This window comes from Anaerococcus nagyae, assembly GCF_017874535.1.
Classification (GTDB): Bacteria; Bacillota; Clostridia; order Tissierellales; family Peptoniphilaceae; genus Anaerococcus; species Anaerococcus nagyae.
Genome location: NZ_JAGGLS010000011.1, coordinates 1 through 15,692, shown reverse-complemented (window position 1 = coordinate 15,692; position 15,692 = coordinate 1). Strand labels below are relative to the sequence as shown.

The 15,692-nt window shown below is 30.6% G+C and carries 11 protein-coding genes and 2 pseudogenes; 10 read left to right on the top strand and 3 right to left on the bottom strand.

What is annotated here, in order from left to right:
* Positions 1-128: 128 nt before the first annotated feature.
* On the bottom strand, positions 129-1,130 hold the full coding sequence (locus J2Z39_RS07840) for an MsnO8 family LLM class oxidoreductase (RefSeq protein WP_209814656.1): 1,002 nt from the start codon (positions 1,128-1,130) through the stop codon (positions 129-131).
* 253 nt (positions 1,131-1,383) lie between these two features.
* Between J2Z39_RS07840 and J2Z39_RS07835 the strand changes: the two genes are divergently transcribed.
* Positions 1,384-5,394, top strand: coding sequence for a protein kinase domain-containing protein (locus J2Z39_RS07835; RefSeq protein WP_209814653.1), 4,011 nt, complete (start codon positions 1,384-1,386; stop codon positions 5,392-5,394).
* Between the two features lie 185 nt (positions 5,395-5,579).
* Here J2Z39_RS07835 and tpx read toward each other — a convergent pair whose 3' ends face one another.
* Together tpx and J2Z39_RS07825 are read right to left on the bottom strand one after the other, a co-directional pair.
* A complete protein-coding gene (tpx, locus tag J2Z39_RS07830) occupies positions 5,580-6,077 on the bottom strand; it encodes a thiol peroxidase (RefSeq protein WP_209814651.1) in 498 nt (165 codons plus the stop codon).
* Positions 6,078-6,142: 65 nt separating this feature from the next.
* Positions 6,143-7,609 (bottom strand): FAD/NAD(P)-binding protein, encoded by a 1,467-nt coding sequence (locus J2Z39_RS07825; protein ID WP_209814649.1) that lies wholly within the window; start codon positions 7,607-7,609, stop codon positions 6,143-6,145.
* A gap of 221 nt (positions 7,610-7,830) precedes the next feature.
* Here J2Z39_RS07825 and J2Z39_RS07820 point away from each other — a divergent pair.
* The 9 genes and pseudogenes from J2Z39_RS07820 to J2Z39_RS07785 all read left to right on the top strand — a co-directional run.
* Positions 7,831-9,471 (top strand): annotated as a pseudogene (locus J2Z39_RS07820) (alpha-glucoside-specific PTS transporter subunit IIBC).
* Between the two features lie 35 nt (positions 9,472-9,506).
* Positions 9,507-10,835 (top strand): 6-phospho-alpha-glucosidase, encoded by a 1,329-nt coding sequence (locus J2Z39_RS07815; protein WP_117522059.1) that lies wholly within the window; start codon positions 9,507-9,509, stop codon positions 10,833-10,835.
* 73 nt (positions 10,836-10,908) lie between these two features.
* Positions 10,909-11,109: pseudogene (locus tag J2Z39_RS08640) on the top strand (MurR/RpiR family transcriptional regulator); the annotation flags it as partial.
* 159 nt (positions 11,110-11,268) lie between these two features.
* Entirely contained in the window at positions 11,269-11,580 is a 312-nt protein-coding gene (locus J2Z39_RS08540) for a hypothetical protein (protein WP_245325750.1), read from the top strand.
* Positions 11,564-12,325, top strand: coding sequence for a MurR/RpiR family transcriptional regulator (locus tag J2Z39_RS07805; RefSeq protein WP_245325749.1), 762 nt, complete (start codon positions 11,564-11,566; stop codon positions 12,323-12,325). Before J2Z39_RS08540 ends, J2Z39_RS07805 begins: the two co-directional genes overlap by 17 nt.
* Before the next feature lie 141 nt (positions 12,326-12,466).
* Complete coding sequence (gene rpsL / locus J2Z39_RS07800) at positions 12,467-12,880, top strand: 30S ribosomal protein S12 (RefSeq protein ID WP_117522061.1); 414 nt, start codon at positions 12,467-12,469, stop codon at positions 12,878-12,880.
* Positions 12,881-13,026: 146 nt separating this feature from the next.
* Positions 13,027-13,497, top strand: a complete 471-nt coding sequence (gene rpsG, locus J2Z39_RS07795; protein WP_117522062.1) for a 30S ribosomal protein S7 — start codon at positions 13,027-13,029, stop codon at positions 13,495-13,497.
* A gap of 14 nt (positions 13,498-13,511) precedes the next feature.
* The gene (gene fusA, locus J2Z39_RS07790) at positions 13,512-15,584 is read left to right on the top strand and encodes an elongation factor G (protein WP_117522063.1); all 2,073 of its coding nucleotides are present in this window, start codon (positions 13,512-13,514) and stop codon (positions 15,582-15,584) included.
* 17 nt (positions 15,585-15,601) lie between these two features.
* A partial coding sequence (locus J2Z39_RS07785) for a GTP-binding protein (RefSeq protein WP_209814696.1) occupies positions 15,602-15,692 on the top strand: 91 nt, incomplete at its 3' end.

Here is a 15,692-nt window from a genome sequence, read left to right as displayed (position 1 = left end):
TATTTATAATGATTTTAGCATAAGTTATTTTATTTTAAAATAATGAATATTATATTGTAGGTGTAATTATAAAATTATAGATAAAAAACAACCCTAATTCTACAAGTTGAATATGGGCTGATTTTTTATTAATGAAATATTTCTTTTAAGGACTTATAGGTGCTAATTCTATTATCAATGCCGAAAATAGGAGCAAAGCAAAGTATTTCGTCTATATAAAATTCTTCTATTTCTTTTTCTAGAATATCAGCTACTTCTTGCTTTGATCCTTTGATTAAGAAATTATTATCATAGCCTTTTTTTAGTATTGCTTGTTCATTTAGGCTAAAATGATAATCTTTAAGCTCTTCAGGATCAATTATACCTTTAAATTTACCATTATTTTGTTGAATGTGGAAATACTCAAAAGATTTTCCTAAGTATTCGAGTTCGTCTCTATCATCACTAATTAATATTTTGTAGGACATAGAAATATATGGCTTGTCAGCATATATAGATGGTTTAAATTCAGACCTATATTGCTTAAATACTTCTGCAGGTGTTTCAACTAGAAAAAATTTAGCAAAAGAGTATGGTAATCCCCACTCAGCAGCTTTAGGTGCAGATTTTCCTGTAGACCCTAACATCCGTGGGTTAACTAAAGATTCGTTATATCTTGGTACAGCCTTTACAAATCTATAAATGGGATCTTTTGGTTTCTCATCTTGTAAGTAATCAAGTATAACTTCAATTTCATCATATAAGTCAGGAGATTTATCCTCGAACTTATGATTTAAAGCTCTTGTTTCTGGAACTCCACATCCTGGGGCACGACCAATACCTATGTCAATTCTGCCTGGAGCAAGTTCTGCCATAGTTTTAAATATTTCTGCCACCTTAAGTGGCGAATAGTGCATTATCATGCATCCACCAGCACCTATATTCATATGTTTAGTAATAGATAGAAAGTAGCTAGATATTATCTCAGGTGCAACTGCTAGTAAACTTTTATATCCGTGGTGTTCTGCAAACCAATATCTGTCGTAACCAAGTTTATCTAATTCATGTACTAATTTTTTAGTATCTTCGAAGAATTCTTGATTTGTTTTATCATTTTGTTTTAACATTAAATCATGAACCCCTAATTTCATATTTACCCCCCCCATTAGAATAATTCATTTAATATTAGAATGATTATACCAGAATACACTAATAATTCAGTAATAAAATTTGATATAACTTTAATATTCTTATATTTTAAGTATAAAATGATGTATAATAATTATAACGGGAAAACATTTCTATATAAAAGTGCTTTACCACTAATTTATTTAAGATGATATAATTATCTTGTAATTACAAAGCGATTATAGCAATTATTATTAATAATAAAAGGGATTAAATATGAAAGATTTTACTTCACAGGAAAATTTTATTGATCAATTAAATAACAAAGTTAATTCAACAAGAAGTTCACTTGTTGGAGAAAAATTCAATATCATTAGTATGATGGGTGAAGTTAAGTATGAGGTTGAGGTTAAAAAACTTATAGGACTTGGAGGTTCATCTTTGGTATATGAGGTAGCAGTTGATGATACATATCCGCCTATAAAAAAGATGATAATGAAAGAATTTTATCCAAACTACAATGAGGATAATATTGTTGCAGAAAGAAATCCTATTAACAAACTGGAATTATATTTTGATGCAATTACTAGCAAGGATGAACAGAGAATAAAAAAAGATCGAGATAAATTTATTGATGCCTATAATAAGCATATTAGAATTTTGGAGATGGATAGCTTTTTTGATAGCAAGATAGTAAGACCTTATAGGGTAGAGATAGACAATTCATTTTTATATTCTCTTTATGAGGTGGATTCTGCTACTAGTGTGGATAAGTATTATAATTTAGATTTGGCAAGGATTGTAGATATTCTTATTCAAACAGCAGATATACTAATCCACCTACATAATAATGATATTATTTATATGGATTTAAAGCCTGCTAATATACTCTATGACTATAATAATAGCAAGGTTAAATTATTTGACTTTGATGCAGCTATTGACCTCAATGAGCTTGAATATATAAATGAATTTTCTATGCCAAGTGAAAGAGCCTTTATTCCTCCTGAAATTAGATACATTACGAATATTGACAAAAGAAAAGAATTTTTTATAACTGAAGAAATAGATACATATATGCTAGGAGCTACATTCTTTACATTAATAATGGGCAGATATCCTACTAATTTAGAAAATGAGGATATGGAGTTTCTTGCTAGAAATGTAAGAGATGAGCTTAGCAATAAGTCAAATAAGATTTTAGTAAATAAGTATGCTGTAGAGGAAATTATAGAATTATTACAGGAAACTTTACCTATACGTAGATATATAAGTGTAGAAGAGTTTAAAAATAGACTCATCAAGATAGAAAACAACTTAAGATTTAGAAATAATGAGGACTTTTCTAATATATTATCCGCAGTATATTTTTTAGACTATAATAGACTTTATAATTATATAATTGAGAAAGATGATTTAAAAAGTATTGATGTTGCAATTGTGGGAAACAATGACCTTTCTAGAATATTTTTTAGTTTTATATTCTCAACTGTAATAATAAAAGATGTAGATCTTAATATTAATTTATACGATAAAAATCCTAAAAAGTTTTATAAGCAGATGCTTAATGAAAATCCATTATTAGCTCAAAGTACAGAAATAAAGCTAAATGGAAGGATTGTAAATAATAATATAAATACAGATATCACTGATAAACCGTACGCTTATATTAACTTCAAATCTTATAAAGAAAGAATAGAAGAATCTTATATTCTAATATTAGATGATACGGGTTATGATTATAGCAGAATGGGTGATGTCTTGTATGAAGAGTTTAGATTAGATAATCAAAAAAGAGTTATTCTTAATTATTCAAGAAATAATCATAGAGTGGATATTAGACAAGAAAAAAATATATCCTATTATAATTTTGACTTAGCTTCAACTTCTACATTCAAAAATAGGAAATTTAATGATAAGTTATTAGAAGAGGCTTTTGATATTTATAGACTCCACGTAATTGTAAATAAAGGTGAGCGAGTTGATTATGATGATATATGGAAAGAATTTTTAGAAGAAAACTTTTATAACCTAAAGACCTCTTTAAGAGTGGCCTTATCTATGGAATATTACCTATTTATGGCTGGAATAGAAGATGATGATCAAGCACCACTTAATTTCTATAAAATGCTTTTGCGAGCAAAAAACAATACTGATGAAATAAATATTAGAGATATATTAGCGGATAGCGAACACCATTCTTGGAATAGATTTATGATATCTCAAGGATATAGAATTCCTACTACTGCTGAGCTTAACTCCTATGCTTATGTAGATCAAAAAGGTTATGCTGACTATCAAAATAAGTTTCATCCTTTAATAACTAATAGTAATGCTGGACTGCGAAAAAAAGGCTATGTTGATAAGTTAACTGAAGTTTCAAATCATATAGACAAATTAATTGTAGAAAAAACTATTTATAAAGAAGATCAGGTAAAATTTAGATTATTAAATGTTTTAAATAACACACTACGGGATGATAATGATTTCTTAAGAAGATTAAGACCATTATGGATTAAGTTTGTTAATTTATCTTATAAAATTATAGAAAATGAGCTTTACGCTAATAACTCATTAAATGTTTTGACTTATGAGATAGAAGAGATATTATATGAAGCTAATCCTGATTTAAAGACTTTAAGTAATGATTATATTCAAATAAAAAGTGATCTAGATTTAATTATTAGGAGGAATAAAGAATTAGATATTAAACTAATAGATTATATGATTATTGATTCTATTCCTTTGATATCATCTGAGAAAATTAAGACTATTTATAAACCTTTTATAGATGATGATGAAAATTTATGGGCTAATATCATAGCAACTATCAAATTTTATCCAGAAAAACTTATATTTTTAAGTGATAAGCCTGTAGATAGTAAGAAAATAGATAGAATTGAAAGCTTTTTGAAAAATAAAAGACTACAAAAGTATATATATATTGAAGTCATTACTTATGATCAACTCCAATATTATAATAAGGAAAATTCAGTTGTAGACCTGACCTTAAATAGTCATCTAGATGGTAAAAGACCTGAGCTTATGGATATAGATTATATAGAATATATTGGATCAAATAATTGGTTCGGAAACTATAAAGCTTTAGAATTCTATAGTATGAAAAGTTCCCTTACTGTGGAAGAAACTTTCTTTTTAAATAATGCTATGGTATACGAGAGTCCAAGCATATCTAATATAACAAGATTAATAAAACATTATCCTAGGTTATGGCAAGCATATATAAATATGGATTCAAATGATTGGCAAAATTTTGTAGAAGCTATAAAATATAGCCGTAATCTATGCATTCTAAATCTTGATAAGTTTGAAAGAGAAGATGAGCATAGCTTATTAGAAGTTGGTGATTTTAAATTCAGAAGATATGACACTAAGAAATATAAGAGTTTAAAGCATCTTCTAGATGAACTGATTAAGGAAGATATACTAATAGAATATGAATTTCCGGCAAATCCTGGTTATCTAAGGCTTCATTCTTATAATGATGATTTATCAAGAAACCTTGGCGAATTTATATCAAAAAATATGTGGGAATATAATGAGGGTTTTGATCTAGTAAAGACACAGTTATTAGAAAAAAACTATGAATACAGTTATTTAATAGTTTCGAATAAGTTAAATTTTCAATATAAGTATAAAGTTGACAACCCTAAAGAATTTGCTAATAGAGTTAATAAAATTATGCTGGATATTGATAAATCAGATGATGGAAATTCTATTAGAATTTTTAACAAAATCGAAAATTCCCCTTATGTAAAAAGTGGTGATGATTTTGTTTTATTCCGTTATGAATATGGTGATCTTTCATTTAGGGAATTTTTTAACGGATATGAAGATAAAGGAAGTATGCTTAGAGTGTATACATATTTTGAACTTATTAAATATGCTGATTTCTTTGATGAAATCAAGATAAGAGTTAATCTTAGATGGAAGGCTTATGATGATTATAGAGAGGATAGTAAAGCTATAGAGAATATCTTAGATATAGTATGTACTAAAGGTTTTTCTACAATAATTATATCTACCGTTGAAAATAATATAAATAATGAAGATCTATATGAAATTAATAATCATACTAAACAATTTGGTATGGATGCTAAACCAGTGCTCATATCTTCAAACTCAAATGACGATACTTCCCATATCAAGATGCTAGCATCTGCAGCAGGCGTGTATTTCATAGATAGGGATATGATAAAAAATAATGGAGTAGGTAAATATATAAAGAATATAGCTAGTGGTAAAAAGAACTGGCAAGATATTTAAATATTATATAAGATTTTAAAAGAGCTGTTGGAGAATGAATAACTCTTTCCCAAATTATTAGAAGAAGCTCTACGGAAATTTTGCCTCCATGAGAGCAGGTTATGTAAAAAAATTTCCTAAGAGAATTTTCTAATGATGGGACGGGTTATTCATAATTTTGTAACAGCCCTTCTATTTATTTTAAATTAGATTAATTTTTTAACTTCTTCAAGAGCTTTATCAAAGTCAACTTCATTAGTAACTTCTGGAACATATTCTACATAAGCTACTTTGCCATCTTTATCAACTACAACAACGCCTCGAGCTAAAAGTTTATTTTCATCCATTAAGAAGCCAAATTTTTCACCAAACTCACGATTTTGATAATCTGAAATCATAATTGTATTTTCAATGTCTTCGTTAGAACAGAATCTAGCTTGAGCAAAAGGTAGGTCTTCTGTAATTGTAACTACATTTACTCCATCAAGACTAGCTGCTTCTTTGTTAAATCTTTTTGCTTGTAAAGCACATACGCTAGTATCAAGAGAAGGTGCTACAGAATAAATTACGATTTTACCTTCGTAATCAGTACTGCTCCATTCGCTTAAATCGTTTTTTGTTGCTTTAAATGCAGGAGCACTATCTCCAACCTTAATTTCTTGACCTAATAAGTTTACTTTATTTCCCCCAAATGTTATATCCATAATAATTCCTCCTAATTTAATCCTATTTACTTTTAAATTATACCCCAAGATTACAAAAGTATAACCTAATCAGATAATTTTGCCATAAAATTATTAGCCATAAGCTGACTTGCTTGGATAATTGATCTTATATCATTATTTAAGATATCCGTAGACCCTGCCCACATACCAGAAAGGTATATATTATTCATTATTCCATATTTTTTATTAATAAGATTATATGATGGATAGGCAACTTTGATGTATTTGCCATCTACATCTGCTTCTATAAATTTATGATCGTAGAGATTATTAAGCAGAGTATCTTTTTTGATAGCTTTAACAAGTTCTTTTTCAAATCCTTGAGCATTTATTAATAAATCTATTTCTATATCTTTATTATTTTTTCTTTTTACTATAAAATTATCCTTATCTGTTACAATTATTTCGTTAGTTTCTTTGATTATTTTTATACTTTGCTTATCATAATTACTTATCAAATCCTTCATAGTAGCAGTAGGAGTTTTGGTTATAAGAAAGTCTATTTTATGGACGTAATTATCATCTGCATAAGCTTTATCTAAGCCACTTAAACTGTTATATAATTTAGCAGCGACATACCAAAATTCCATTAAATAATTTTGTGTAAAAGCTAAAGATCTATCATTTTCTTCTAAGGCTAGCTTATATTTTTTTATATCTGTATCTTTATATCTTTCGTATACTTTATTAAAATCATAGCCATACCTTTTAAAATCATTATTAAACGTATTTTTAATAGTATAAAGATCAATAAAACCTTTATCATTGATATGTTCATCTATCCAACTATCATCTATAGAGCATATTTTTCTTTCATATTTATAAGGTATTTCTACTACTGGAAAAGATGATGACTTTGTGAAAAAATATATAGGTTTGTTTAGCTTATACTTTCTTTTGATAAATCTATAGATATCTATAGAAGTTGGTCCAGCTCCTATGATTCCAATAGAAGTATCCATATTTATCCGATCAATAACTAAGTTTTCTTTTAGAGGATAAGGATTATAAATGAATTTATCTTTACTCTTTAGTTTATAATCGTCCTTATAATGAGATTGTCCTATTGATAAGAATATAGTATCAAAACTTTCTTCGTAATCTCTAATATTTGTTTTTATCTTGTATTTGTTATTAATTTCATTTAAATCTATAACTTCTTCATGATGAATATGTATATTTTTTCTATCTAAGTAAGTATCAAAAGTATCTTTAATATATTTTCCGTATACTTTACGAGGAAGCATAGATTCTATTTTACAACTATATTTATCATTATTTAAGATCCAATTATTTATATGATCTGGATTATGCAAGTCTAAGGACATATATGATTCATCAACATTTAATAATTTATATTTAGTATCATTTTCATATGCTAGTCCTACACCTAGCTCTTTCCTAGGTTCAAATATATGTAAGTTTATATTATTATAATAATTTGGATGATCTATAATCGTTTTTAGTATATAGATGCCACTTATTCCACAACCAATTATAGCTATGTTCATAATTTCCTCCTGTAAAATACTGTTACAAATTATTACCCATTTAATAAGAGAGAATTGCTAGCTCATAACCCATGAAAGTATTATTTTGTGAAAAATCACATCTAAAAAATATTTTTAAATAATACACATAAATACCTAATATCCAACGTTTATTGACAATGATAACAAATGATAATAATATATTAGTAAAGATAAATACGTTTTCAAAGGAGGGGGATATTATGATGGAAAAAATCCAGAAATTTGGTGGAGCTATGTTCACGCCAGTAATGCTATTTGCAGTCTCAGCTTTACTAATAGGATTTGGAACCTTATTTACTACTGAAGCAATTATGGGGTCAGTTGCTTCAGAAGGTACAATTTGGTTTGGTATTTGGGATATGATTCTATCAGGTGCATGGGTTGTATTTAATCAATTGCCATTATTATTTGCAATTGCCCTACCTATAGGTTTGGCAAAAAAACAAAATGCTCGTGCAAGCATGGAAGCTTTTGTAATATACTTAGTATTTTTAAACTATGTATCTACAATACTAAAGCACTGGGGGCCAACTTTTGGTGTGGACTTTAGCCAAGAAGTGGGTGGTGCAAGTGGACTTGCTATGATAGCAAACATAAAAACCCTTGATATGGGTATGATGGGTGCTCTAGTTATTTCAGGTATAGCTATTTGGATACATAATAGATACTTTGATAAAAGGCTTCCCGAAGCTCTAGGAGTCTTCAAAGGATCAGCCTTTGTGCTTGGAGTTGGATTTGTAATGATGATTCCTGTAGCATTTCTTGCGGTTCTAATCTGGCCAAAAATTCAACATGGAATGGCTTCATTTAGAAGCGTAATTCTTAATTCGGGAACATGGGGCGTTGGAATCTTTGTTCTTTTAGAAAGACTTTTAATTCCGTTTGGTCTTCACCACTTATTATATGCTCCAATGTTTTATGATAGTTTGGTTGTACCTGGTGGCATCTATGCTTATTGGGCACAAAATTTACCACAAATTGCAGCTGCTACTGGCTCTCTTAAGGAAATTGCTCCTTATGCTCAACTTACAGCTACAGGTTGGTCAAAGATATTTGGATGTGTGGGTGTCGCCTTAGCTTTCTATAAGACAGCGCTTCCGGAAAATAAAAAGAAGATTGCTGGTCTTATGATACCAGTAGCACTCACTGCAGTCTTAAGTGGCGTTACAGAGCCTATAGAATTTACTTTTCTTTTTATAGCACCGCAACTTTTTGTGGTACATGCAGTACTTGCATCTATTCTATCGATGATTATGAATGCCTTTGGAGTAGTAGGAATATTTTCTGGTGGGGTTATAGAAATGGCATCCTTAAACTGGATACCACTTGCAGCTAATCATTGGAAAACATATGTGATAATGTTAGTTATTGGCCTGGTTGCTATAGTAGTTTGGTATTTTGTCTTTACTTTTTTAATAGAAAAGTTTGACTTTAAAACACCGGGAAGAACTGCTGATAAAGATTCAGCTAAACTATATTCTAAAAAAGAATACAGGGAAAGAAATAAAAAATAAACTGAGACAACTTCAATAGAAGCTAGTGGAGATAAGACTGTAGTTAAAGAAAAAAATAAAAAAGCTGGTGCTGATAAATTTAAAACTATGGCCGATGAAATTTTAATAGGTCTTGGTGGTCCAGATAACATTAAGGACTTCACAAACTGTGTGACAAGACTTAGGGTGAATGTCAAAGACCCTAGCCTAGTAGAAAGTGATGACTACTTTAAAGAAATAGGAACTTATGGTACCGCCAAAAACGGTAATTCTGTCCATGTAATTGTAGGAATGGATATCCAATATGTTGCAGATGCATTTGGAGAAATCTTAGAAGAAAACGAATAAGTAAGAAAGTTAACAAAAAGAAAAAGGAGAAAATTATGGCTAACAAATATTCAATCGTGATCGCAGGTGGCGGATCAACATTTACACCAGGAATAATTGGAATGTTACTAGATAACTTAGATAAGTTTCCGATCAGATCTATCAAGTTATATGATAACGATGAAGATCGCCAAGCAAAAATTGGTGGGGCAATGGAAATTATACTTAAGGAAAGACATCCAGAAATTGATTTCTTATATACTACAGATCCTAAAGAAGGATTCACTGATGTAGATTTTGTTTTAGCTCAACTTAGAGTTGGTAAATATGAAATGCGTGATAAGGATGAAAAAATCCCTCTAAAACATGGTGTATTTGGACAAGAAACAACTGGTCCTGGTGGAATAGCTTATGGTATGAGGTCAATAGGTGGAGTACTTGAAATCATTGATTATATGGAAAAGTATTCACCAGATGCTTGGATGCTAAATTATTCAAACCCAGCTGCTATAGTAGCGGAAGCAACAAGAAGACTTAGACCTGATTCAAAAGTAATCAATATCTGTGATATGCCAATCGACCTTATGTATAAGATGGCAGATATGGTAGGACTTAAGGAATGGCAAGAACTAGATTTTTCGTATTATGGACTAAATCACTTTGGATGGTTTACAGCGATAAATGATAAAGAGGGTAATGACCTATTACCACAAATCAAAGAACACGTAAGTAAAACAGGATTTGCTGATGGTATAGGAAGCGGACAACACGTGGAAGAATCTTGGATGGAAACATTTACTAAGGCAAAAGATGTATATGCTCTAGATCCAGAAACAATACCAAACACTTATTTAAAATACTATTTCTATCCAGATTTTGTACTAGAACATACAGATCCTGAACATACAAGAGTAGATGAAGTGCGTGAGCATAGAGAAAAAGACGTATTTTCTATGTGTCAAAAAATAATAGAGGCTGGAACAGCAAAAGATATTGAAATCGAGCTAGATGCCCATGCTACTTATATAGTAGATCTTGCACGTGCACTAGCAGAAAATACAAAAGAAAGATTCTTACTAATAGTTCCAAATGATGGAGCGGTACCAAACTTTGATCCAACAGCAATGGTGGAAATCCCATGCCTAGTAGGTAAAGATGGATTTGAGAAAATTAACCAAGGATATATCCCACAATTCCAAAAAGGACTTATGGAACAACAAGTATCGGTTGAAAAACTAGTAGTAGAAGCTTGGATTGAACATTCTTATCTAAAATTATGGCAAGCATTGACATTATCAAGTACAGTGCCTTCTGCAAAAGTGGCCAAAGCAATTTTAGATGATCTCATAGAAGCAAACAAAGAATACTGGCCGGAACTTAACTAATCTAGCTAATAGCAATAAACACCGTTTAATGTATAATTTATATATTAAACGGTGTTTTATATTGAGGTGATATATTATAGATATTTCTAATTTATTAAAAGAAAATGAAGGAAAATTAAGCAATACTGATATAACAATAGCTAATGAAATTTCAAAAAATGGATTAGGTCTTGATATATCTATAAATGACTTTGCTTCTAGATGCTTTACATCAAGAACTAGTGTTTTAAGATTTGCCAAAAAACTTGGTTTTTCAGGATATAGTGAACTTAAATATTATATCAATAACAATAAAAAAGACTCATATTTTCAAGCTGACGAAAGTCTAGGAGGGATATATAAAAAAATAAAATCCTGTGATAGGATCTTTATATATGGTAATGGAGGTTATGAAAAAATAATTAAATTTACTATAAAAATGTATCTTCAGGAGATGGGAGTTTTAGCTGAGACTTATAGTGGTGGTGAGGAGATAAGCGCTTTTACAGAGAAAATGCTTAAAAATAGTGGTGTATTTATAGTGGATTTTGGTAATGACGTTTATAGTAAACAACTCATGTTTAAGATAGCTAGTATTGATTGTCTAAAGATAGTAATAGGTAAGACTTATGATAGAGCAAGCAATGTGGATTATAATATGTATTTTTCTGATAATTATGATGGAGTAAGGCTAATGAGTTCTTATGTTAAAGCTTTAGAAGAACTATTTAAATTTTATAGAAAGGCTAATGATGATACTAACTGATTTAGTAAGTGAAAATTATGATAAATTAAGCAAGAACGATCTTAAAATATACTCTTATATTATGCTTGATAAAGATAGGTTTCTATCGCTTAATATTAATCAGCTAGCTGATACTCTTGAACTTGTTCCATCATCTATAGTAAGCTTTGCAAAAAAGATTAGCCTTGATGGTTATAGCGAACTAAGATATATAGTCAAATGGTCTAATACAAAAGAAAGTAAATTTGATGATAATGAAATAGAATATACAAAAAATGATCTGCTTTTAACAATGACTATGATGATTTCTTTAAACCTCTCAGACTTATTTAAAGATTTAGAAAAGGCAGAGCATATATATGCTATAGCAAGCGGATATACCCAAAAAAATGCGGCTGATGAACTAAAAAGAAACTTTCTAACAGTTGATAAGATGGTTTATGTTATAGATAAAGAAAGCCCTGATGTAATTATTGAAAAAATACATAAAAATGATGTTATCTTTGCCTTTAGTTTAAGTGGTGAAAATAATGAAATGATTAATTTTCTAAAGAATCTAAAGACTAAACCTGTACTAGCGTCCATTACAAAACTTTCTAATAATAGCCTTGCTCAAATGTCTACTTACAATATTCCGTTTGTAACTCATGAGGTTTTTGAATACGAAAGTAGGACTAATATTTCACCTATATCTCAGTTTTACGTGGTGATAGATTTTATCATACTTAAATATTTATCCTATAAAGAAAACAAAGATAGTAAATGATTTTCCTAAAATCTATATTTGAAACAATAAAGCTTAAAATTACAAGTTTTATTTGACTTTTAAAATAAATCATAGTAGAATATTTAAGGATTGGCATAAGTTTGCCAATTTATTAAATTTTAAAAGAAAAGGAGGTGCATTATGCCTACAATTAACCAACTTGTTAGAAAAAGTAGAAAAAGTACAAAAGCAAAATCAAACACACCAGCTTTAGGTTACAACTACAATACTTTAAAAAGTAGAGTTACTCCTAACCAATCACCACAAAAACGTGGAGTTTGTACATCAGTAAGAACTGTAACACCTAAAAAGCCAAACTCAGCTTTACGTAAAGTTGCCAGAGTTAGACTTACAAATGGTGCTGAAGTACTTTCATACATCCCAGGAATTGGTCACAACCTACAAGAACACAGTGTTGTACTAATTAGAGGTGGAAGAGTAAAGGACCTTCCAGGTGTGCGTTATCACATCATAAGAGGTACTCTTGATACAGCAGGAGTAGACGGAAGAAAACAAGGTAGATCTAAATACGGTGCTAAAAAGAACCAAAACTAGATCATAAAATTAATATAAGTGCATAATGTACCTATAATTAAAAAATAAATTTTTATTAAAATTATGGTATATGTGTGCACACTTACGACAATGATTAGTCGAGTACTAATGATATTACTTAATAATTGGTAAAGGAGGGAAGCAAAGTGTCAAGAAAGGGACATATACCAAAAAGAGAAGTAATGCCTGACGCTAAGTATAACGATAGAGTTGTAACAAAACTTATCAACAATGTTATGCTTGATGGTAAAAAAGGTATTGCAACAAGAATTGTCTATGATGCATTTGACATTATAGAAGAAACAACAGGAAATGACGCACTAGAAGTATTCTACCAAGCACTAGAAAACATCATGCCAACACTTGAAGTTAAAGCTCGTAGAATTGGTGGTGCTAACTACCAAGTTCCTATGGAAGTTAGACCAGAAAGAAGACAAACTTTAGCTCTTAGATGGTTAGTTAATTTTTCACGTGCTCGTGGAGAAAAAACTATGGTTGAAAGATTATCAAAAGAAATCATTGATGCATCTAACAACGCTGGTGCAGCTGTTAAGAGAAAAGAAGAAATGCACAGAGCTGCAGAAGCAAATAAAGCATTTGCACACTACAGATATTAATTTCAGGGGGATAAATGCCTAGACAAGTAGCACTAAAAGATACCAGAAATATAGGAATCATGGCCCACATAGATGCGGGTAAGACTACTGTAACAGAAAGAATGTTATACTATACTGGTAAAATATATAAAATAGGTGATACACACGATGGTACAGCAGTAATGGACTCCATGGACCAAGAAAAGGAACGTGGTATTACAATTGGATCTGCTGCAACCACAGCTTTTTGGAAAGACCATAGAATTAACATTATCGATACTCCAGGACACGTTGACTTTACAGTAGAAGTAGAAAGATCACTTAGAGTACTAGATAGTGCTGTAGCTTTATTCGACGCAAAAAGTGGTGTAGAACCACAATCAGAAACTGTATGGAGACAAGCAGATAAGTACCATATCCCAAGAATTTGTTTTATAAACAAAATGGATGCAACTGGTGCAGACTTCTTCATGGCAGTTGATACAATCAAAGATAAATTAAAAGCAAATGCAGTTCCAATTGAAATTCCAATAGGAGCTGAGCAAGAATTTGAAGGTGCAGTTGACCTTATAACAATGGAAGCTGTAACATACAATACAGAAGATTTAGGTGCTCACCCAATATATGGAGAAATTCCAGCGGAACTTAAAGAACAAGCTGAAGAATATAGAAATAACCTACTAGAAGAATTATCAGAAGTTGATGATAATATCATGATGAAATATCTAGAAGGTGAAGAAATTTCTGTAGAAGAAATCAAATCAGCTATCAGAAAAGGTACTATCGAACAAAAGATATTCCCATGTCTTTTAGGTTCAGCTTATAAAAACAAGGGTGTTCAACCACTACTTGATGCAATAATCGAGTTTATGCCAAGTCCAGTAGATGTTCCAAACATCGTAGGATCTGACCCTGCTGATCTTGAAAAAGAAATCGATAGAAAACCTAGCGATGATGAACCACTTGCAGCACTTGCATTCAAAGTTGTCACTGACCCATATGTAGGTAAGTTAATCTACACAAGAATTTACTCAGGTACAATTGAATCAGGTTCTTATATTTACAATGCGACTAAAGGAAAAAGAGAACGTGTTGGTCGTATCATGCAAATGCACTCTAATAAACAAGAAGAAATCCAAACAGGTTATGCTGGGGATATAGTTGCTTTATTAGGTCTTAAAGATACAACAACAGGTGACTCATTATGTATACAAGATAATCAAATTATCCTAGAACAAATGGAATTCCCAGATCCGGTAATCTCAGTTGCTATAGAGCCAAAAACACGTGCATCTCAAGATAAGATGATTATAGGTCTTCAAAAACTAGCTGAAGAAGATCCTACATTCGTTACAAAATCAGATGAAGAAACAGGACAAACAATTATCTCAGGAATGGGAGAACTTCACCTTGAAATTATCGTAGATAGACTTTTAAGAGAATTCAAAGTAGAAGCTAATATAGGTAACCCACAAGTAGCTTATAGAGAAGGTATTACCCAAGAAGCTGAAGCTCAAGGTAAATTTGTAAGACAATCAGGTGGTTCTGGTCAATACGGTGATGTTCACTTAAGAATAATCCCAGGCGAAGAAGGCTCAGGAATTACATTTGAATCACAAATTGTCGGTGGTTCTGTACCAAAAGAATACATCAGACCAGTTGAAGAAGGTGTTCGTGAAGCGGCTGCCTCAGGAATCCTTGGTGGATATCCAATGGTAGATATGCACGTAATCCTTTATGATGGATCTTACCACGAAGTCGACTCATCAGAAGTAGCCTTCCACGTAGCAGGATCTATGGGTCTTAAAAATGCAGTTGAAAGAGCAAAACCAGTTCTATTAGAACCAATAGAAAAAGTAGAAATTACAACACCAGATGAATACTTAGGTGATGTAATGGGAGATGTTTCTTCAAGAAGAGGTAAAATAGATGGTATGAATCCAAAAGATGGAATCCATGTATTAGATGCCTTCATCCCACTATCAGAAATGTTTGGTTATGCAACTGATTTAAGAAGTAAGACTCAAGGTAGAGCAACCTATTCAATGCAATTTGATCACTATGCTCAAGTGCCAGAATCAGTAAAAGAACAAGTATTAAACGATTAATTTAATAGGAGATTATAATGAGTAAACAACAATTTGAAAGAACAAAACCACACTTAAACATAGGAACCATAGGCCACGTAGACCATGGTAAAACAACAACAACAGCAG

Excerpts from the sequence above, each read along its gene's own strand:
- J2Z39_RS07840 (WP_209814656.1), bottom strand. The coding sequence starts at position 1,130 with ATGAAATTAGGGGTTCATGATTTAATGTTAAAACAAAATGATAAAACA.
- J2Z39_RS07835 (WP_209814653.1), top strand. The coding sequence starts at position 1,384 with ATGAAAGATTTTACTTCACAGGAAAATTTTATTGATCAATTAAATAAC.
- tpx (WP_209814651.1), bottom strand. The coding sequence starts at position 6,077 with ATGGATATAACATTTGGGGGAAATAAAGTAAACTTATTAGGTCAAGAA.
- J2Z39_RS07825 (WP_209814649.1), bottom strand. The coding sequence starts at position 7,609 with ATGAACATAGCTATAATTGGTTGTGGAATAAGTGGCATCTATATACTA.
- J2Z39_RS07815 (WP_117522059.1), top strand. The coding sequence starts at position 9,507 with ATGGCTAACAAATATTCAATCGTGATCGCAGGTGGCGGATCAACATTT.
- J2Z39_RS08540 (WP_245325750.1), top strand. The coding sequence starts at position 11,269 with ATGGGAGTTTTAGCTGAGACTTATAGTGGTGGTGAGGAGATAAGCGCT.
- J2Z39_RS07805 (WP_245325749.1), top strand. The coding sequence starts at position 11,564 with ATGATGATACTAACTGATTTAGTAAGTGAAAATTATGATAAATTAAGC.
- rpsL (WP_117522061.1), top strand. The coding sequence starts at position 12,467 with ATGCCTACAATTAACCAACTTGTTAGAAAAAGTAGAAAAAGTACAAAA.
- fusA (WP_117522063.1), top strand. The coding sequence starts at position 13,512 with ATGCCTAGACAAGTAGCACTAAAAGATACCAGAAATATAGGAATCATG.